We start from the raw sequence: 19,119 nt of genomic DNA on the forward strand, positions 1-19,119 counted from the left end.
CACCCCGATCAGCCAAGGGGCCAAGCGGTGAAGGTTGACCGCGCCAGCCTGCTGCCCGAACGCTCGTTCGAGGGCTCGTGGACGCTGCATCTGTCGGATGCGGGCGGGCTGACGCAGTTCGGCTGCAACCTGCAGATCCTGCCGCCGGGCGCGCGTTCCTCGGAACGCCACTGGCATTCGTCGGAAGACGAGGCGCTGTTCATCCTGTCGGGCAGCGCCACGGTGATCGACGATGATGGCGAGCATCTGCTGGCCGAGGGCGATGCCGCCGTCTGGCGGCGGGGCGATCCGAACGCGCATCACCTGCGCAACGATGGCACCGCGCCCTGCCGCTACATCGTCATCGGCGCGCGGGTGGCGGGCGATGTCTGCACCTACCCGGACCTCGGCCACCGTCCGGTGAACGGGGAGGCCGACTGGCGGGTCGAAGACGCGGCAGGCACCCGCCTGCGCGGCGGAGACCTTCCCCCGCGTCTGCGGAACCTTGCCGCCGACTGGGGCGCGCCCTTCGATGCGGGCCTCGCGCCGCAGCGCATCCAGCGCGCCGCGGACCGGGTGTGGGAGACGGAAGCCGCCTGGGAGCACCCCATCCTCGGCGGCGGCCGCGGCCCCTACAGCCACGCCATCCTTGGCGATCCCGGCGGGCTGACCCAGTTCGGGGTGCATCTCGAACAGCTGCCCCCCGGCTCGCATTCGTCCTTCCGGCACTGGCACGAGGCGGAAGACGAGATGATCTACCTGCTGGAGGGCGAGCTGGTGCTGATCGAGGACGCGGAAACGCCCCTTCTTCCCGGCGATGCCGCCTGCTGGCCCGCGGGCCACCCTGTCGGCCATTGCCTTGAAAACCGCAGCGGGCAGGACGCCCGCTACCTGATCCTCGGCACGCGCAAGCGCCGCGATGTCATCCACTATCCAGATCACGACCTGATTACCCAAAAGGACGGCCCCGCCCGCAGCTACCTGCACCGCGACGGCACGCCCCACCGCAAGGGAGAGAGCACATGACCGATTTCACCTACAGCCTCGGCGACGACGGTGTCGCCATCATCACCTGGGACGTCACCGGAAAATCGATGAACGTGATGTCGCTGGCCGGCTTTGCCGAGCTTGACGGGCATATCGACACCGCGCTGGCCGATTCTGCCGTCAAGGGCGTGGTCATCACCTCGGCCAAGAAGGACTTCGCTGGCGGCATGGACCTCAACGTCATCGCCCGGATGCGCGAGGATGCCGGCGCCGAGCCGGCCAAGGGCCTTTTCGACGGCGTGATGATGATGCACGGCGTGCTGCGCAAGATCGAGCGGGCGGGGATGGACCCCAAGACGCTCAAGGGCGGCAAGCCGATTGCCGCCGCCCTGCCCGGCACCGCGCTTGGCATCGGGCTGGAACTGCCGCTGGCCTGCCACCGCATCTTCGCCGCCGACAATCCCAAGGCCAAGATCGGCCTGCCCGAGATCATGATCGGCATCTTCCCCGGTGCTGGCGGCACCACCCGCGTCTCGCGCAAGCTGGGCGCGATGGCGGCGGCGCCCTTCCTGCTGGAGGGCAAGCTGTCCGATCCGAAGTCCGCGAAGAACGCCGGACTCATTGACGAAGTGGTCCCTGCCGAAGACCTGCTGACCCGCGCCCGCGAATGGGTGCTGTCGGCCAAGGATGCCGACATCGTCAAGCCCTGGGATGCCAAGGGCTACAAGATGCCCGGCGGCGCCCCCTATCACCCCGCCGGCTTCATGACCTTTGTCGGCGCCAGCGCCATGGTCAACGGCAAGACCCAGGGCGTCTTCCCGGCCGCCAAGGCGCTGCTGGCCGCGGTCTATGAAGGCGCGCTGGTGCCCTTCGACACCGCGCTCAAGATCGAGGCGCGCTGGTTCACCAACGTGATGCTGAACCCCTCGTCCACGGCAATGATCCGCAGCCTGTTCATCAACAAGGAAGCGCTGGAGAAGGGCGCGAACCGCCCCGGCGTGCCCGACCAGACCGTGAAGAAACTCGGCGTCCTCGGCGCCGGGATGATGGGCGCGGGCATCGCCTATGTCGCGGCCAATGCCGGGATCGAGGTGGTGCTGATCGACGCCGCACAGGACGCCGCCGACCGCGGCAAGGCCCATGCCGAGGGCATCCTTGCCAAGGGCATGAAGCGCGGCAAGGTCAGCGCGGACAAGATGGCCGAGGTTCTGGGCCGGATCACCGCCACCACCGATTACGCCGCGCTGGACGGTGCCGACCTGATCGTCGAGGCGGTATTCGAGGACCCGAAGGTCAAGGCCGGCGTCACCGCGCAGGCCGAGGCGGTGATCCCTGCCACCGCCGTCTTCGCCACCAACACCTCGACCCTGCCAATCAGCGATCTGGCCAAGGCCTCGGCCCGGCCCGCCAACTTCATCGGCATCCACTTCTTCAGCCCGGTGGACAAGATGATGCTGGTCGAGATCATCCGCGGCAAGGAGACCGGCGACGTGGCCGTCGCCAAGGCGCTGGATTTCGTCCGCCAGATCCGCAAGACCCCCATCGTGGTCAACGACGCGCGGTTCTTCTACGCCAACCGCTGCATCATCCCCTACATCAACGAAGGCATCCGCATGGTGGCCGAAGGCGTCGCCCCGGCGCTGGTGGAGAATGCCGCGCGTCTGGTGGGGATGCCGCTTGGCCCGCTGCAACTGGTCGATGAAACCTCGATCGACCTGGGCGTCAAGATCGCCAAGGCCACCCGCGCCGCGATGGGCGACGCCTATCCCGACGGCGCGGTGGACGAGGTGCTGTTCGCCCTCGCCGATCAGGGCCGCCTGGGCCGCAAGTCCAATGCCGGCTTCTACGCCTATGATGACAAGGGCGGCCGCCTCGGCCTCTGGTCCGGCCTCGCCGAGGCCTACCCGGTTTCGGACACCCAGCCAGAGCTGACCGAAGTCCAGCACCGCCTGCTGTTCGCACAGGTGCTGGAGGCGGTGCGGGCGCTGGAAGACGGCGTGCTGACCGACATCCGCGAAGGCGATGTCGGCGCGATCCTCGGCTGGGGCTTCGCGCCGTGGTCCGGCGGCCCGTTCTCCTGGCTCGACATCCTGGGGGCCGAGCGCGCGGTCGAGATCTGCGACCGGCTGACGGCGACCTATGGCGCGCGCTTCACCACCCCGGCGCTGCTGCGCGAGATGGCCAGCAAGGGTGAAACCTTCTACGGCCGGTTCACGACGGCACCTGCCAAGGCCGCGTGAGCAACTTCGGGGGCGGCTCGCCGCCCCCTCTTGCCCGGACTCAAGGCGCCTTGGCGCCGCCGGGCAGCGCCCGCCTCCCGGCCCGGCCACGGGCCGGGCGTTCTTCGCGGAAATCCTCCACTGGAGGATTTCTTGTCGCTCATCACCCCCCTCGGGCGGGCGCTTCTCACCCTCACCGCCTGGAACGCCGGTGGACGCAAGCCGCACCATAAAGTGCCTAGAACTTCTGTTGCGCGCCCACCCGGCGGACGGGCCCCGCCCTCTGACTGTGCCTTTTACGGATCGAATCGATACCCGAACCGCGCAATATCCTCCGCCGCGACCTGCCCCAGCACCTCCGCATCCGCCGCAGAGTAATAGGGCCGCCAGTCGCGCCCCCTCTCCGACGCATTCACCCGCCCGACGGGACTCAGCCGCAGGTCCAGCAGCGCCTCCAGCCGCGGCAGATCCTCCTCCAGCCGCTCCAGCCGCAGGAACAGGTCGCAGCGCTCCACGCCCGTGGCGTCCCTCACATAGCTGCCATAGGGCGCCGCCGTCAGCGCAATGCGCGTGCTGGGATGGTTCAGGAACCCGCTGAAGTCGCTCACCTTCGCAAGCGCCACCGCCGGATGCGCAAAGCCCTGCCCGCGCAGCCAGTGGTAATAGCTCACCACCCGGTCCCAGGGGTTGCGCACCAGCGTGAACACCCGCAGCCCCGGCAGCTCCTCCGCAGGCACCAGCCCGTCGATATCGGCCAGGCTCGAATGCTTCCACAGCCGCCCCGCCGCCGCCAGCCCCTTCAGCCGCCCGCGCCGGGCCCGCGCCTTGGGCGTGTCGCCGATCAGGAGATCGTCCTTCATCGCCCGCGCCTCCAGCGCCAGCGACAGCGCCGTGCCGCCGGTCTTGGGGATATGCACGAAGATGTAGCGCCGCCCACGCGAGATGATCATGACCGCCTCCAGATGCTGCGCATCCTCACCGCGCCCGAAGGCGGGCGCAAGTCAGGCCCTGCTGCGCGCAGCGATCAGCGCCCCCGCCGCGACGATCAGCACGATCCCCAGCAGCGCCCGGCCCCCCAGCATCTCGCCCCACAGGAACCAGCTCCAGAACGCGGCGCAAGGCAGGATCGTGTATTCGAAGACCGCCGCCCGGCTCGCCTCGGCCATCTGGTAACCCTTCACCATCATCAAGATCCCCAGCAGCGAGCCTGCCGCCTGCACGAAGGTCCAGCCCATGAAACCGGCCGAAGGCCAGACCCAGCCGCGCAGCACGAACCCCGCCGCCCCGCCCGGCACCTCGGGCGCGGCCAGTGCCAGCACCGCCATGCCGATCACGCCATAGATGCCCAGCATCCCGAAGAATCCCGCCACCAGCGTCTCGGCACTCTCGCCCGCGCACCAGCGGCGGGTGGCGATATTGCCCAGCGCATAGAGGAAGCCGCCGATCACCGGCGCGATCAGCACCGGCGACAAGCTGCCCTCGCCCGGGTCCAGCACCATCAGCGTGCCCAGGAAACCCAGGGCCACGGCCAGGATGCGGAACGGCCCGATCGCCTCGCCAAAGGCAAAGCGTGACAGCAGCAGCACGAAGATCGGCGCGGTGAACAGGCCCGCCGCCACCACCGCCACCGGCAGGAATGCAAGGCTGCCGAAGTAGAACAGCATCGCCGTGCCATGCACCAGGCTGCGCGCCGCCACCGCCCGCGGATTGCGCGGCCACAGCCGCAGCCCCAGCAAAGGCGCCGCGACCGCAAACAGCGCCAGCGCCATCACCGACCGGATGGCATGGAACTGCCACAGCCCGCCTTCCGCCGCGATCACCTTCACGAAGTTGTCGGTAAAGCCGATGATGACCGCATAGATCAGGATCGCGCCCGCCGCCGCCATTGTGCGGTTGCCCGCCGCCGCCGCAACCGGGGCCACTCCCGGCACTGGCGCCATTGCCTCGCTCATGCCCTGCCTCCTGCCCAAACTGCTGCAACTCCTTGCTTTCCTTCAACCCTGCGCCGCGCCAATATGCGCGCCTGAAAGCGACATGCGCAAAGCGCCCGCAACGCCGGGCAGGAGGACGATATGGGCTGGCTGCCAGATGAAACCGGGCTGGAAAAATGCGCCGCGAACTACGTGCCGCTGACGCCACTGTCGCATCTGGCCCGCGCCGCCGATGTCTTCGCGGACCGCACGGCGCTGGTTTACGGATCGCAGCGCCGGACCTATGCCGACTATCACGCCCGCGTCTCGCGCCTTGCCTCCGCCCTTGCCGGCCGCGGCATCGTGCCCGGGGACGTGGTGGCGACGATCCTGCCCAATATCGCCGCGCAGGCCGAGGCGCATTTCGGCGTGCCCGCCTGCGGCGCAATCCTCAACGCGATCAACACGCGGCTGGATGTGGACACGGTGGCCTATATCCTCGGCCATGGCGGCGCCCGGCTGCTGCTGGTGGACAGCGCCTTCCTGCCCTTGGCCGAGGCGGCGATCAAGGCCATGAAGGGCGCCCCGCCCCGCATCGTCGAGGTGGCCGACACCGCCGCCGGCTTCCCCGCCTCGGGGCATTATCTGGAATATGAGGAGCTGCTGGCCGAAGGCGACCCCGCCGCGCCTTGGGTGTTGCCCGCCGATGAATGGGAAAGCCTCGCGCTCAACTACACCTCCGGCACCACCGGCCGGCCCAAGGGCGTGGTCTATCACCACCGCGGCGCCTACCTTTCCACGGTCCAGAACCTGATCTCGTGGCGCATGGTGCTGTATCCGGTCTACCTGACCATCGTGCCGATGTTCCACTGCAACGCCTGGACGCATCCCTGGATGATCCCGGCGCTTGGCGGCACCCTGGTCTGCTGCCGCGACATCACCGCCCGCGCCATCTATGACGCCATCGCCGATGAGGGCGTCACCCATTTCGGCGGCGCGCCGATCGTGCTCAACACCCTCGTCAACGCGCGGGCCGAGGATCGCCGCGAGTTCGGCCATATCGTCGAGGTTTTCACCGCCGGCGCCCCGCCGCCCGCAGCAACCCTCGCCGCCGTCGAACCGCTCGGCTTCAACGTCACCCAAGTCTATGGCCTGACCGAGGTTTACGGCCCCGCCACCGAATGCATATGGAAGCCCGAATGGGACGGCACCGAAGGCGAGGCCCGCGCCGCGCTGAAGGCCCGCACCGGTGTGCTGATGCCGATGATGGACGCGATCACCGTCCACGACGACACCGGCACCGACATCCCCCGCGACGCCGCCCATCTGGGCGAGATCGCCATGCGCGGCAATGTGGTGATGAAGGGCTATTACAAGAACCCCGAAGCCACCGCCGAGGCCTTTGCGGGGGGCTACTTCCGCACCGGAGACATCGCCCTGCGGCACCCGGACGGCTATATCAAGATCACCGACCGCGCCAAGGACATCATCATCTCGGGCGGCGAGAACGTCTCCTCGGTCGAGGTCGAGGATGTGCTGGCCCATCACCCCGCGGTGTCCCTCGCCTCCGTCGTCGCCAAGCCGGACGAGAAATGGGGCGAGGTGCCCTGCGCCTTTGTCGAACTGAAGCACGGCCAGCAGGTCACCGAAGCCGAGCTGATCGCCTTCGCCCGCGAGCGCCTCGCCGGCTTCAAGACCCCCAAGCATGTGGTGTTCTGCGAGCTGCCGAAAACCTCCACCGGCAAGATCCAGAAATTCGAGCTTCGCGCGGTGGCCAAGCTGCTATGAGGCTGCGGCAGCAACCTTCGGGCCGGCGCGGTCGGGCGGGAACAGGCGAGGCACTGCCTCGCCCCCGCCCGCTGCGGGACCCATCATCCAGAGCCACCGGCAACAAGAGACCGAATGAGGCCAGCGCCCGACCTGGCGGGCGAGAAGCGCCCGCCAGGGGCGGGGCGGGCGCTGGCCGGGCCCATTGGGGGCCCGTCCGGGGCAAAGGGACAATGCAGCGCGTGGCGAAGGCGATGGCCTTCGCCAAGGCTGACCGGCGTGGCGAACATCCCACTACAGATGCACCGATTGCCCCCCCCGCCCCCGCCCGCTATGCTCGGCCCACGGACGCCCGGCCCGGCGCCCGCAGCGCAAAGGATGCGGGCGGCCGATGACGGCACTCACCGAATATCAACGGCTTGAATGCCCCGGGATCTGGCGCGAGGCCGCGGGCGCGCAGCGCCGCGAGGTGATCGTGGCGCTTGGCGATGCCACCGTCGTCATCTCCGACAGCCGCAGCGAACGCGCGCTGGCGCATTGGTCCCTCCCCGCCGTCCTGCGCCTCAACGCCGGTGAGCTGCCCGCGCTCTACGCCCCTGGCGACGAGGCTGGCGAGACGCTGGAGATCGACGAACCCGCCATGGTCGCCGCGCTGGAGAAGGTGCACTCCATCATCGAAGCCCGCCGCCCGCATCCGGGCCGGCTGCGGATGACGGTTCTGGGCAGCGTCCTTGCCGGTGTCACCGCGCTTGGCGTCTTCTGGCTGCCGGGCGCGCTGGTCGGCCATACCGCCGCCGCCCTGCCCTTCGCCAAGCGGCAGGAGATCGGCGTCGGCCTGCTGACCGACCTTGCCCGCGTCGGCGGCGCCCCCTGCGCCAGCCGCCTTGGCGATAGCGCCCTGTCGCAGCTGGCCACCAAGCTCTTCGGCACCGGCGCCACCCAGATCTTCGTGATGCGCGACGGTGTCACCGATGCCGTCCACCTGCCCGGCCAGATCCTCGTGCTGAACCGCGCGCTGGTCGAAGATCAGGACACGCCCGAGGTCGCCGCCGGCTACCTTCTGGCCGAGCGGCTGCGCGCCGAGGACTCCGACCCGATGGTGCAGCTGCTGCAATGGGCGGGCCTGCGCGCGACATTCCGGCTGCTGACCACCGGCAACCTGCCCGAGGACGCGCTGACCGGCTATGCCGAGGTGCTGCTGACCACGCCCGATGCGCCGGTGGACGATGCCGCCCTGCTCTCGCGCTTCGCAGCGGCAGGCGTCGGATCGACCGCCTATGCCTATGCAGTCGATCCCAGCGGCGAGTCCGTGCTGGCGCTGATCGAGGCCGATCCGCATCCGGGCGGCGCCACCGGGCGCGGCGCGGTGCTGCCCGATGAGGCCTGGGTGTCGCTGCAGGGCATCTGCGGCGACTGATCCCCGGCCGCGCCCAAAAGAAACGCCGCCCTCCTTGCGGAAGGCGGCGCCCCGGTACTGCCCGATGTTCCCCCGGTTACCTCTTGGCGCCGCGGCCTGAACCGCAGCGCAATTTCTCAGCGCACGTAAGCGTCGGCAAACCCTGCCTGCCGCGCCGCACTCAGCGCGCCTGCCACGTCTGCCGGGGCAAGCGGCCCCAGCATCACGATCTGCAGCGCGCGCCCGCTTTTCTGGATCTTGCTGGTCGCCACCGGCAGCCCGGTCGCCCGGAGCTTCGCTGCCGTGGCCGCCGCATTGGCCGGCTCGCCGAAGGTGCCGACCTGCACATAACGCCCGCCCGCAGCCGCCTGCACCGGAGCGGCCCTGACCTGCGCCGCCGGCACTGACCGGCTCGACACCGTCACCTGCGGGGTGGCCTGCACCACCCGCACCGGCTGCCGCACAGCCTTCATCGGCACGCGGTCGGTCCAGACCTGCGCCATCTGCGCCTCGCCGGTTGGCGTTCCGACCCCGCGCATCGGGTTCAGCCGGTCATCCTTCCACGCGGGCTTGTAGCCCGGCGGCACGGACACAGGCACCGCCTGCACAAAGCCCTGCGGCATCGCCGCGATCTCGGCGGCACTGGCATAGGTCTTGGGATACTCGCTCTGCGGCACACAGCGGATCGCATAGCGCCCGTCGGCCAGCATGAAGCGCTGCGCCACCAGCGAGCGGTTCGGGCAAGCGGTCTGCCCCACCGGCGCCGCGGCAATCGCCACGCTGCGCGGCTGCGCCACGGGGGCCGGGGCGCGAACGGGGGCTGGGGCCATCACCACCCGCGCGCCGGCATAGCTGCGCGGATCGGGCCCGCCTGTCCGCACGGCGGCAGGCGCGGTGATCCGCGGCGGCGCTGTTGTGGTGGCAATCGTCTCCATCGGCCGACCAACCCGGCCCGTCGTGGTTCGGGCCGGGGCCGGGGCCACGCGCGGGGCGGGTGCGGCGGCGATGACGGGGGCCGAGGGCGCAGCGCCGAAGGTCGGCCGCTGCCCGCAGATCACCGTGCGGTCGCGCGCCACCCGCGGCACCCATGTCACCTGCCCGGCATAACCGGCGCGCATGAACACGCAGCCACTGCTATCGACGTATTGGGCGCCGGCAAAGCTGGCGGGCGGAAATTCCGCCGGGCCATCAATCTCGTCGAAGGTGACCGCACCGGCAGAAACGGCCCCGAAGGCGGCCGCAAACAACGCAGCCGTTAGCAATCTGGCAACATGCATCTCTTGACCCCCCCGGGTAAAGCAAGGCCAAGGATGCCGCATGCCGCGAATCATGTAAAGCGCTAATGGCCCTATTTTGTGCCAAACATACGGTCGCCCGCATCCCCTAGCCCCGGGACAATATATCCATGGTCATTCAGGTGGCTATCCACAGCTGCTGTGACGATGGGCACATCCGGATGGGCCTCCTTCATCCGCGCCACCCCTTCCGGCGCCGCCAGCAGGCACAGGAAGCGCAGGTTCTTCGCCCCCGCCTGCTTCAGCAGGTCGATCGCCGCGACTGACGAGTTCCCCGTGGCCAGCATCGGATCGACCACGATCACCATCCGGTCCTCCAGCTCTGCCGGAACCTTGGAATAATACTGCACCGGCTTCAGCGTCTCCGGGTCGCGGTAAAGCCCGATGAACCCCACCCGCGCCGCCGGCACCAGCTCCAGAATGCCATCCAAGAGCCCGTTCCCCGCCCGCAGGATAGAGATCAGCGCCAGCTTCTTGCCATCGAGGATCGGTGCCTCCATCGGCTCCAGCGGCGTTTCGATGGTGCAGGTGGTCATGTCCAGCTCGCGCGTGACCTCATAGGCCAGCAGCAGGCTGATCTCGCGCAACAGCCGCCGGAACCCCGCGGTCGAGGTAGTCTTGTCGCGCATCAACGTCAGCTTGTGCTGCACCAGCGGGTGGCGGACGACGGTCAGGTGCTCAAGCATCCTTCTTCTCCAGTCTTTTCAAGATATTGGCTTTGGTGGCAGCATCGCAGAAGGCGGCTTCGGCAGCGGTGCGGGCAAGCTCTTCGAACACGCCCTCATCCCAGTCGAAGGCCTCTGCCAGCCGGTCATACTCGCGGACCATGGTGGTGTGGAAGAACGGCGGGTCGTCGGTGGACACGGTGACCTTCACCCCACGCCGATGCAGTTCTGAAATCGGATGCTTGCGCCAGCCGGGATAGAGCCCCAGCGCGAGGTTCGAGCCCGGGCAGACCTCCAGCACGATGCCGCGCTCTGCCAGCTCATCGACCAGCGCCAGGTCCTCGATGGCGCGCACGCCATGGCCGATGCGCTCCACCCCCAGATCGCGGACCGCCTCGCGCACGCTTTGCGGGCCGTCCCATTCGCCGGCATGGCAGGTCAGCCGCAGCCCTGCCTCGCGGGCACAGTCGAAGCTCCAGGCGAAGTCCTTGGGTTTGCAGATCTTTTCGTCGCCGCCAAGCCCCAGGCCCACGATGAACTCCCCCGCCGTCTCCGCCGCGCAGATCGCCGCCTCGCGGGCCTTGTCGGGGCCGAAATGCCGGATCGGAGTGACGATGCCGCGCATGACGATGCCAAGCCCGCGCTCGGCCTCCGCGGCCGCATCTTGGATGGCGGCGAGGTGGTCGCGCCAGGCGGGCAGGTCGCGGCCGCCGCAGAAGTCGGGCGAGATGAAGATTTCCGTGTAGATCACGCCACTTGCGGCGCTTTCTTCCAGTACGGCGAGGGTCAGGCGGCGGTAGTCGTCAGGCGTTTGCAGCACGCTGGTCGCGGCCTCATAGACTTTAAGGAAGTGCCAGAAGTCCTTGAAAGCATAGCCACCTTTCTCATCGAAGATGCCCGAGATATCCATCTTCTTCTCGGCCGCCAGTCCGCGGATGAACGAGGGCGGCGCCGCGCCTTCCAGGTGCAAATGCAGTTCGACCTTGGGCAAGTCCTTGGGACTCATAGAAAACTCCTCCCCGGCCCTTGCGCCGGTATCCCCAGATGCGCCGCGACGCTGGCGGCCACATCGGTAAACGCCACCTGCCCCACCGGCCGCAAGCCCCGGCCCCAACCGATCACCGGAACCCTCTCACGCGTGTGGTCGGTGCCGGTCCATGTGGGATCGTTGCCATGATCGGCGGTGAAGATGGCAAGGTCGCCAGGGCGCAGCCGCGCCAGAAACCGGCCCGCCGTCGCGTCGAAGGCTTCCAGCGCGCGGGCGTAGCCCGACACGTCGCGGCGATGGCCGTAGAGGCTGTCAAACTCCACGAAGTTGGCAAAGGTCAAGGAGCCGGGCGCGGCATCGCTTGCCAAGGTCAGAAGGTGTTCGAAAAGCGCAGCATCGTCCGCGCCCTTGTGCAGGTCCGACACACCGCGCATCGAGAAGATGTCGCCGATCTTGCCGATGGCATGGGTCTGCCGCCCGGCGCCCGCCGCCCAGTCCAGCAGCGTCGGCGCCGGCGGGGCAATGGCATAATCGTGGCGGTTCGCGGTGCGGCGGAAGCTGCCGGGCGCGCCGGTAAAGGGCCGGGCGATCACGCGGCCGATCTTCATCGCGTGCAGCCGGGGGGCCAGCGCGGCGCAAAGCGCCAGCAGCCGTTCCAGCCCGAACGCCTGTTCATGCGCCGCAATCTGGAACACGCTGTCGGCGGAGGTGTAGCAGATCGGCCAGCCGGTGCGGATATGCTCCTCCCCCAGCCGCGCGATGATCTCGGTGCCCGAGGCGTGGCGGTTGCCGAGGATGCCTTCGGTCCCCGCAAGCCGCGCCACTTCGGCGGTCAGCTCCGGCGGGAAGGCGGGGTCGGTCTCGGGGAAATAGCTCCACTCCCACGGCACCGGCACGCCCGCCAGCTCCCAATGGCCCGAGGGGGTGTCCTTGCCGCGCGAGACCTCTGTCGCCGCGCCCCAGAGGCCTTGCGGGTCGGCGCCGAAGCCGGGCGCGCCCGCGCCGGAGGCGAGCCGCACAGCCGCGCCAAGGCCGAGGCTGTCCAGCACCGGCATCCGCAAGGAGCCGCTGCGCCCCTCCTCGGCCCGGCCTTCGGCGCAGGCGGCCGCGATATGGGCCAGCGTGTTGGCGCCGGTATCGGGGCGGGTGCCATTGAAGAACGCGCGCGCATCCGGCGCGCCGCCGCAGCCGACGCTGTCCATGACGATCAGGAAGGCCCGCCCCGGAACTTCAGCCTCAGCCTCCACCTACCCGATCCTCTCATAGATCAGGTCGGGCTCGTCCGGTTCGGTATCGGCCAGCGTATAGGCGGCGCGCACGGCTGCCGATGCGCGGTCGGCCTCGGCCTCGGTCGCGGCATGGACCATGGCCAGCGGCAGGTCGGGCGAGACGCGCTCGCCGATCATCACCAGTTCCGACAGGCCGACCGAGGGGTTGATGCGGTCGCCGTTCTTCAGCCGCCCTCCCCCCAGCCGCACCACGGCCATCCCCAGCGCCTCGGCATCCACCGCCGCGACAAAGCCGGTGCCGGCGGCGCGGACCTCGCGCATCACCGGGGCGGCAGGCAGGCGGTCGGGGAAGCGTTCAACGAAATCCAATGGCCCTCCCAGCGCCGCCACCATCTCGCCGAAGATCTCGGCGGCGCGGCCGGTTTCCAGCGCGTCGTCGATCTTCTGCGCGCCCTCATCGGCATCGGCGGCAAGGCCGGCCAGTGCCAGCGCCTCGCCGCCCAGCGCCGCCGTCAGATCCCACAGCGCCTGGTTGACGGCGGTTCCGGTCAGCGTCTCCATCGCCTCCAGCACCTCCAGCGCATTGCCGGCGCTGCAGCCCAGCGGCTGGTTCATGTCGGTGATCAGCGCGGTCGTCATGCAGCCGGCGCCCTGCGCGGTGCTGACCAGCGATTGCGCCAGCGCCCGGGCCTGATCCATCGTCTTCATGAAGGCGCCCGAGCCGACCTTGACGTCCAGCACCAGCGCCTCCAGCCCCGCCGCGAGCTTTTTCGACAGGATCGAGGCGGTGATCAGGTCGATGCTTTCGACCGAGGCGGTCACGTCGCGGATCGCGTAGAGCCGCCGGTCGGCCGGGGCGATGTCGGCGCTGGCGCCGGTGATGATGCAGCGCGTCTCACGCACCAGCTTTTGCAGCTCGTCCACCGTCAGGTCGGTGCGATAGCCGGGGATGGATTCAAGCTTGTCGAGGGTGCCGCCGGTATGCCCAAGGCCGCGGCCCGAGATCATCGGTACGTAGCAGCCACAGGCGGCCAGCGCCGGGGCGAGCAACAGGGAAACGCTGTCGCCAAGACCGCCGGTGGAATGCTTGTCGACCACCGGGCCGGGCAGGTCCCAGTGCAGCACCTGGCCAGAGTCGCGCATCGCCCGGGTCAGCGCGACGCGGCCGGGCGCATCGAGGCCGTTGAGGCGGATCGCCATGGCAAAGGCCCCGGCCTGTGCGTCGGTCACCTCGCCCGAGGCGAGGCCGCGGGCGAACCAGTCGGCCTGCTCTGCGGTCAGGCCCCTGGCATCCCGCACCCGGGCCAGAACCTCGCGCGCATCCATCAGTCGCGCCCTGCAAGCGTCATGTGATGCACGGTGAACGATCCGGGCAGCAGCGCGCCGATGGTGGTGGCGAAGTGTTTGCCCGCCACCGTGGCCAGCGTCACCGGCACCTCATGCCGGCCGAACTCGGCCAGTTTCTGGCGGCAGCCGCCGCAGGGGGGGACGGGTTCAGGGCTGTCGGCGATCACGCAGACCTCGGTCAGCTCGGTCTCACCGGCCGCCACCATCGCAGCGATGGCGCCGGCCTCGGCGCAGGTGCCCTCCGGGTAGGCGACGTTCTCGACATTGCAGCCGACATAGACGGTGCCGGATGCGGCGCGGATCGCGGCGCCGACCTTGAAATGCGAATAGGGCACATAGGCATTCTCGCGCACATCGGTGGCGGCCTTGAGAAGCGACATCGGATCCTCCGCTTGGGGTTTGCTGCAAGACTGCGCCGCCGGGGCGGGCGATGCAAGCGGGAGGGGTGGCTGGGACCGCCCCAAGGCGGCGCCCGTCCGCCGGGTGGGCGAGCAACGGCGGTTCCAGGCGGTTTATGGTTCAGCATCTCCCCCCGAAATTCTAGGGGCTGACGTTGGAAAGCGCCCGCCCGAGGGGGCGGACGGGCGCTGCCCGGCGGCGCTGAAGCGCCTTGTTCCGGGCAAAGGGAAAGATGAGCGCAAAGCAACGGGTATCCGCCCGCGCCCGCCCTGCCGCTTGCGCCGTTGCGTCAACCGGCGTATGCCGGGGCAGGCCCGGCGCGCGGGATAGTTCAAGGCTAAACGATCTTGGGGGAGGCCATCTGATGGACGACATGAACGAGGGTGCCGCCCCGCAGGATGCGGCCCGGCTCGATGAGGCCCGGCAGGACAAGGCCCGTCTCGACGCCCTGCGCTATCATGAGGAGCCGAGGCCCGGGAAGCTTGAGATCCGCGCCACCAAGCCGCTGGCGAATGGCCGCGACCTGAGCCTTGCCTATTCGCCCGGCGTCGCCGAGGCCTGCCTCGAGATCAAGGCCGACCCCGCCACCGCCGCCCGCTATACCTCGCGCGGGAACCTGGTGGCCGTGGTGACCAACGGCACCGCGGTGCTGGGCCTCGGCAATATCGGGCCGCTGGCCTCCAAGCCGGTGATGGAGGGCAAGGCGGTCCTGTTCAAGAAATTCGCCAATATCGACTGCTTCGACATCGAGCTGAACGAGATGGACCCGGTCAAGCTTGCCGATATCGTCTGCGCGATGGAGCCGTCCTTCGGCGCCATCAACCTTGAGGATATCAAGGCGCCCGATTGCTTCATCGTCGAAAAGCTGTGCCGCGAGCGGATGAACATCCCCGTCTTCCATGACGACCAGCACGGCACCGCCATCGTCGTCGGCGCGGCGGCGACCAATGCGCTGCATGTGTCGGGCAAGCGGTTCGAGGATATCAAGGTCGTCTCCACCGGGGGTGGCGCGGCGGGCATCGCCTGCCTGAACATGCTGCTGAAGCTGGGCGTGCGGCGCGAGAATGTCTGGCTCTGCGATCTGGCGGGGCTGGTCTATGCGGGCCGCGAGGCGGACATGACCCCGCAGAAGGCGGAGTATGCGCAGGGCGACCAGCCGCGCACCCTGGCCGAGGTGATCGTGGGCGCCGACCTGTTCCTGGGCCTGTCGGGCCCCGGAGTGCTGAAGCCCGAGATGGTGGCCAGCATGGCGCCGCAGCCGATCGTGTTCGCGCTGGCCAACCCCACGCCCGAGATCCAGCCCGACCTGGTGCGTTCTGTGGCCCCCGATGCGATCATCGCCACCGGGCGGTCGGACTATCCCAATCAGGTCAACAACGTGCTGTGCTTCCCGTTCATCTTCCGCGGCGCGCTGGACGTGGGGGCGACCCAGATCAACGACGCGATGCAGATCGCCTGTATCGAGGGCATCGCCGCGCTGGCCCGCGCCACCACCAGCGCCGAGGCCGCCGCCGCCTATAGCGGCGAGAAGCTGACCTTCGGCGCGGATTACCTGATCCCCAAGCCCTTCGATCCGCGGCTGATGGGCGTCGTCGCCAAGGCCGTCGCCAAGGCGGCGATGGAAACCGGCGTCGCCACAAGGCCCATCGAGGATCTGGCCGCCTACAAGCGCAAGCTGGACAGCTCGGTCTTCCGCTCGGCCATGCTGATGCGCCCGGTCTTCGAGGCGGCAGCGACCGTCACCCGCCGCATCGTCTTTGCCGAGGGCGAGGATGAGCGGGTGCTGCGCGCCGCCAATGCGATGCTGGAAGAGACGACCGACAAGCCGATCCTGATCGGCCGGCCCGACGTGATCGCCATGCGCGCCGAGCGTGCCGGCCTGCCGATCCGGCCCGAGCGCGACTTCGAGATCGTGAACCCCGAGAGCGACAGCCGCTACCGCGACTACTGGGAAACCTATCACGGGCTGATGGCCCGCCGCGGCGTCAGCCCCGACATCGCCCGCGCGGTGATGCGGACCAATACCACCGCCATCGGCGCGGTGATGGTGCATCGCGGCGAGGCCGACAGCCTGATCTGCGGTACCTTCGGGCAATATCTGTGGCACCTCAACTATGTGCGGCAGGTGCTGGCGCGGGGCGGGCTGCACCCCGTCGGGGCGCTGAGCCTGATGATCCTCGAAGACGGGCCGCTGTTCATCGCCGATACCCATGTCCATTCGGAACCGACGCCCGAGCAGATCATGGAATGCGCCAAGGGCGCGGCGCGGCACGTCAAGCGCTTCGGACTTGCGCCGAAAATCGCGCTCTGCTCGCATTCGCAGTTCGGCAACCTCGACAATTCCTCGGGCCGCCGGATGCGCGAGGCGCTGGAACTGCTGGACGCGCATGAGGTCGATTTCGCCTATGAGGGCGAGATGCATGTCGATGCGGCGCTGGACCAGGGCCTGCGCGACCGCATCTTCCCGGGCGGGCGCTTCGACGGGCAGGCCAATGTGCTGATCTTCGGCAACAGCGATGCGGCCTCGGGCGTGCGCAACATCCTCAAGATGAAGGCGGGCGGGCTGGAAGTCGGGCCGATCCTGATGGGCATGGGCAACCTTGCGCATGTCGTCACCCCGTCGATCACCACGCGGGGGCTGCTGAACATGTCGGCGCTGGCGGGGACGCCGGTCGCGCATTACGGCTAAGACGGGACTGATTCCGCAAATAGCGCCGCGAGCTTTGCAAAGCCCGCGGCGCTTTTGCACCGGCCTTGCCGCCCCCGCAGGCTTTGCAAAACTTCGCAGCCCCATTGCCGCAAATTCTGCAAATTAACCGCGCCCATTGGTCACTGTTGCCGGTAACATCGTTGCGTGAATGCGCCGCTCTGCCTAACTAAGCACACGCTGCGGAGGAGGCACACTATGGCATACCAAGACATCTATCAGGGCTGGCAATCGGATCCCGAGGGGTTCTGGATGCAGGCGGCCGAAGCGATCGACTGGACCCAGAAGCCCTCTAAGGCCCTCTTCGCCGACAAGGCGCCGCTTTATGAGTGGTTCCGCGACGGGCAGGTCAACACCTGCTGGAACGCGGTGGACCGCCATGTCGAGGCGGGCCGCGGCGAGCAGCTGGCCATCATCCATGACAGCCCCGTCACCCATTCCACCAAGGGCATCACCTACCGCGAGCTGCAGGCCCGTGTTGCCAGCCTTGCCGGCGCGCTGCGCGCCAAGGGCGTGGAAAAGGGCGACCGCGTCATCATCTACATGCCGATGATCCCCGAGGCGCTGGAGGCGATGCTGGCCTGTGCCCGGCTTGGCGCGATCCATTCGGTCGTGTTCGGCGGCTTTGCCGCGCATGAGCTGGCGGTCCGGATCGACGATTGCCAGCCCAAGGCGATCATCGCCGCCTCTTGCGGGATCGAGCCGGGGCGGGTGGTGCATTACAAGCCGCTGGTGGACGCCGCCATCGAGCTGTCCAGCCACAAGCCCAGCTTCTGCGTGATCTTCCAGCGCGAGCAGGAAGTCGCCAAGCTGATCGAGGGCCGCGATTTCGCCTGGCACAGCTTCCAGTTCGGGGTGGACCCGGCGGAATGTGTGCCGGTCAGCGGCGATCATCCGGTCTATATCCTCTACACCTCGGGCACCACGGGCCAGCCCAAGGGCGTGGTGCGGCCCACCGGCGGGCATCTGGTGGCGCTGCAATGGTCGATGAAGAACATCTACAATATCGAGGCGGGCGACGTGTTCTGGGCCGCCTCCGATGTCGGCTGGGTCGTCGGCCACAGCTACATCTGCTACGGCCCGCTGATCGCCGGGGCGACCACCATCGTGTTCGAGGGCAAGCCGGTCGGCACCCCCGATGCCGGCACCTTCTGGCGGGTGATCCAGAACCACAAGGTGAAGTCGTTCTTCACCGCCCCCACCGCCCTGCGCGCCATCAAGCGCGAGGACCCGGCCGGCATCCTCGCGCGCGACTACAACATGCGCTCGCTGGGGGCCCTCTATCTGGCGGGCGAGCGGGCCGACCCCGACACCATCCTCTGGGCGCAACAGATCCTCGGCCTGCCGGTGATCGACCACTGGTGGCAGACGGAAACCGGCTGGGCCATCGCCGCGAACCCGCTGGGGATCGAGGCGCTGCCGGTCAAGATCGGCTCGCCCTCGGTCGCGATGCCCGGCTATGACGTGCAGGTGCTGGACGAGGGCGGCCACCCGCTGCCCGCGGGCGAGTTGGGCGCCATCGCGGTGAAACTGCCGCTGCCGCCCGGCACCCTGCCGACGCTGTGGAATGCCGAAGACCGGTTCCGCAAATCCTACCTGTCGCATTTCCCGGGATATTACGAGACCGGGGATGCCGGCTACAAGGATGCCGACGGCTACCTCTACATCATGGCGCGCACCGATGACGTCATCAACGTCGCCGGCCACCGCCTGTCCACCGGCGCGATGGAAGAGGTGCTGGCGGGGCATCCCGACGTCGCCGAATGCGCGGTGATCGGGGTCGGCGACGCGCTGAAGGGCCAGCTGCCGATGGGGTTCCTGTGCCTGAACAAGGGCACCGAAAAGTCGCCCGAACAGGTGGTGAAGGATTGCGTGAAACGGGTGCGCGACCAGATCGGCCCGGTCGCGGCCTTCAAGCTGGCCTGCGTCGTGGACCGTCTGCCCAAGACCCGGTCGGGCAAGATCCTGCGCGCGACCATGGTCAAGATCGCCGATGGCGAGGCCTGGAAGATGCCCGCCACCATCGACGATCCGGCAGTGCTGGACGAAATCGCGGTGGCGCTGAAGGCGCTGGGCTATCCCGGCCAGGCCTGACAGGCGCAAGATCGGGCCCCTGCGGGGGCCCGAGCCCCGGTTGACGCAACGGCAAGAGACAGGCCTGCGACCATTGCCAGCTTGGCGAAACAACGGGTGTGGCGTAGAACAGCGGTATCATGCAACCCCGGCTTGTG

Annotated in this window: 14 protein-coding genes; 6 read left to right on the plus strand and 8 right to left on the minus strand. The window is 68.7% G+C overall.

What is annotated here, in order from left to right; genetic code table 11:
• Positions 1–27 precede the first annotated feature (27 nt).
• Entirely contained in the window at positions 28–1,005 is a 978-nt protein-coding gene (locus tag GVY41_RS08910; protein ID WP_161345618.1) for a cupin domain-containing protein, read from the plus strand.
• Positions 1,002–3,206 (plus strand): 3-hydroxyacyl-CoA dehydrogenase NAD-binding domain-containing protein, encoded by a 2,205-nt coding sequence (locus tag GVY41_RS08915; protein WP_161345620.1) that lies wholly within the window; start codon positions 1,002–1,004, stop codon positions 3,204–3,206. The genes GVY41_RS08910 and GVY41_RS08915 overlap by 4 nt, the downstream gene beginning before the upstream one ends.
• A gap of 275 nt (positions 3,207–3,481) precedes the next feature.
• Here the strand turns inward: GVY41_RS08915 and GVY41_RS08920 are convergent, their stop codons facing one another.
• Both GVY41_RS08920 and GVY41_RS08925 read right to left on the minus strand, forming a co-directional pair.
• Positions 3,482–4,135, minus strand: a complete 654-nt coding sequence (locus GVY41_RS08920; protein WP_161345621.1) for a sulfotransferase family protein — start codon at positions 4,133–4,135, stop codon at positions 3,482–3,484.
• Positions 4,136–4,186: 51 nt separating this feature from the next.
• Positions 4,187–5,137 (minus strand): DMT family transporter, encoded by a 951-nt coding sequence (locus GVY41_RS08925; RefSeq protein WP_229726001.1) that lies wholly within the window; start codon positions 5,135–5,137, stop codon positions 4,187–4,189.
• A gap of 120 nt (positions 5,138–5,257) precedes the next feature.
• Between GVY41_RS08925 and GVY41_RS08930 the strand changes: the two genes are divergently transcribed.
• Positions 5,258–6,883: an AMP-binding protein gene (locus GVY41_RS08930; protein ID WP_161345623.1), complete on the plus strand. Its 1,626-nt coding sequence runs from the start codon at positions 5,258–5,260 to the stop codon at positions 6,881–6,883.
• 370 nt (positions 6,884–7,253) lie between these two features.
• Positions 7,254–8,279, plus strand: coding sequence for a hypothetical protein (locus GVY41_RS08935; protein ID WP_161345625.1), 1,026 nt, complete (start codon positions 7,254–7,256; stop codon positions 8,277–8,279).
• A 116-nt stretch (positions 8,280–8,395) separates the two neighbouring features.
• Here GVY41_RS08935 and GVY41_RS08940 read toward each other — a convergent pair whose 3' ends face one another.
• The 6 genes from GVY41_RS08940 to GVY41_RS08965 form a co-directional block, all read right to left on the minus strand.
• On the minus strand, positions 8,396–9,535 hold the full coding sequence (locus GVY41_RS08940) for an SPOR domain-containing protein (protein WP_161345627.1): 1,140 nt from the start codon (positions 9,533–9,535) through the stop codon (positions 8,396–8,398).
• Between the two features lie 71 nt (positions 9,536–9,606).
• Entirely contained in the window at positions 9,607–10,239 is a 633-nt protein-coding gene (gene upp, locus GVY41_RS08945; RefSeq protein ID WP_161345629.1) for a uracil phosphoribosyltransferase, read from the minus strand.
• Positions 10,232–11,224, minus strand: coding sequence for an adenosine deaminase (locus GVY41_RS08950; protein ID WP_161345631.1), 993 nt, complete (start codon positions 11,222–11,224; stop codon positions 10,232–10,234). The genes upp and GVY41_RS08950 overlap by 8 nt, the downstream gene beginning before the upstream one ends.
• Complete coding sequence (locus GVY41_RS08955; RefSeq protein ID WP_268234500.1) at positions 11,221–12,453, minus strand: phosphopentomutase; 1,233 nt, start codon at positions 12,451–12,453, stop codon at positions 11,221–11,223. Before GVY41_RS08955 ends, GVY41_RS08950 begins: the two co-directional genes overlap by 4 nt.
• Complete coding sequence (locus GVY41_RS08960; RefSeq protein ID WP_161345633.1) at positions 12,454–13,761, minus strand: thymidine phosphorylase; 1,308 nt, start codon at positions 13,759–13,761, stop codon at positions 12,454–12,456.
• Entirely contained in the window at positions 13,761–14,162 is a 402-nt protein-coding gene (locus tag GVY41_RS08965; protein ID WP_161345635.1) for a cytidine deaminase, read from the minus strand. Before GVY41_RS08965 ends, GVY41_RS08960 begins: the two co-directional genes overlap by 1 nt.
• 392 nt (positions 14,163–14,554) lie before the next feature.
• Here GVY41_RS08965 and GVY41_RS08970 point away from each other — a divergent pair, with 392 nt between their 5' ends.
• Together GVY41_RS08970 and GVY41_RS08975 are read left to right on the plus strand one after the other, a co-directional pair.
• Complete coding sequence (locus GVY41_RS08970; protein WP_161346072.1) at positions 14,555–16,870, plus strand: NADP-dependent malic enzyme; 2,316 nt, start codon at positions 14,555–14,557, stop codon at positions 16,868–16,870.
• Positions 16,871–17,086: 216 nt separating this feature from the next.
• Positions 17,087–18,982 carry a propionyl-CoA synthetase gene (locus GVY41_RS08975; RefSeq protein WP_161345637.1) on the plus strand — a complete coding sequence of 632 codons (1,896 nt, stop codon included), beginning with the start codon at positions 17,087–17,089 and terminating at the stop codon, positions 18,980–18,982.
• Positions 18,983–19,119: the final 137 nt, after the last annotated feature.

The sequence above is a fragment of the Frigidibacter albus genome (assembly GCF_009908165.1).
GTDB lineage: Bacteria > Pseudomonadota > Alphaproteobacteria > Rhodobacterales > Rhodobacteraceae > Frigidibacter > Frigidibacter albus.

Coding starts and splice junctions, on each gene's coding strand:
- GVY41_RS08960 (WP_161345633.1), bottom strand. CDS start 13,761: ATGGATGCGCGCGAGGTTCTGGCCCGGGTGCGGGATGCCAGGGGCCTG.
- upp (WP_161345629.1), bottom strand. CDS start 10,239: ATGCTTGAGCACCTGACCGTCGTCCGCCACCCGCTGGTGCAGCACAAG.
- GVY41_RS08975 (WP_161345637.1), top strand. CDS start 17,087: ATGGCATACCAAGACATCTATCAGGGCTGGCAATCGGATCCCGAGGGG.
- GVY41_RS08935 (WP_161345625.1), top strand. CDS start 7,254: ATGACGGCACTCACCGAATATCAACGGCTTGAATGCCCCGGGATCTGG.
- GVY41_RS08915 (WP_161345620.1), top strand. CDS start 1,002: ATGACCGATTTCACCTACAGCCTCGGCGACGACGGTGTCGCCATCATC.
- GVY41_RS08920 (WP_161345621.1), bottom strand. CDS start 4,135: ATGATCATCTCGCGTGGGCGGCGCTACATCTTCGTGCATATCCCCAAG.
- GVY41_RS08925 (WP_229726001.1), bottom strand. CDS start 5,137: ATGAGCGAGGCAATGGCGCCAGTGCCGGGAGTGGCCCCGGTTGCGGCG.
- GVY41_RS08970 (WP_161346072.1), top strand. CDS start 14,555: ATGAACGAGGGTGCCGCCCCGCAGGATGCGGCCCGGCTCGATGAGGCC.
- GVY41_RS08950 (WP_161345631.1), bottom strand. CDS start 11,224: ATGAGTCCCAAGGACTTGCCCAAGGTCGAACTGCATTTGCACCTGGAA.
- GVY41_RS08940 (WP_161345627.1), bottom strand. CDS start 9,535: ATGCATGTTGCCAGATTGCTAACGGCTGCGTTGTTTGCGGCCGCCTTC.
- GVY41_RS08930 (WP_161345623.1), top strand. CDS start 5,258: ATGGGCTGGCTGCCAGATGAAACCGGGCTGGAAAAATGCGCCGCGAAC.
- GVY41_RS08965 (WP_161345635.1), bottom strand. CDS start 14,162: ATGTCGCTTCTCAAGGCCGCCACCGATGTGCGCGAGAATGCCTATGTG.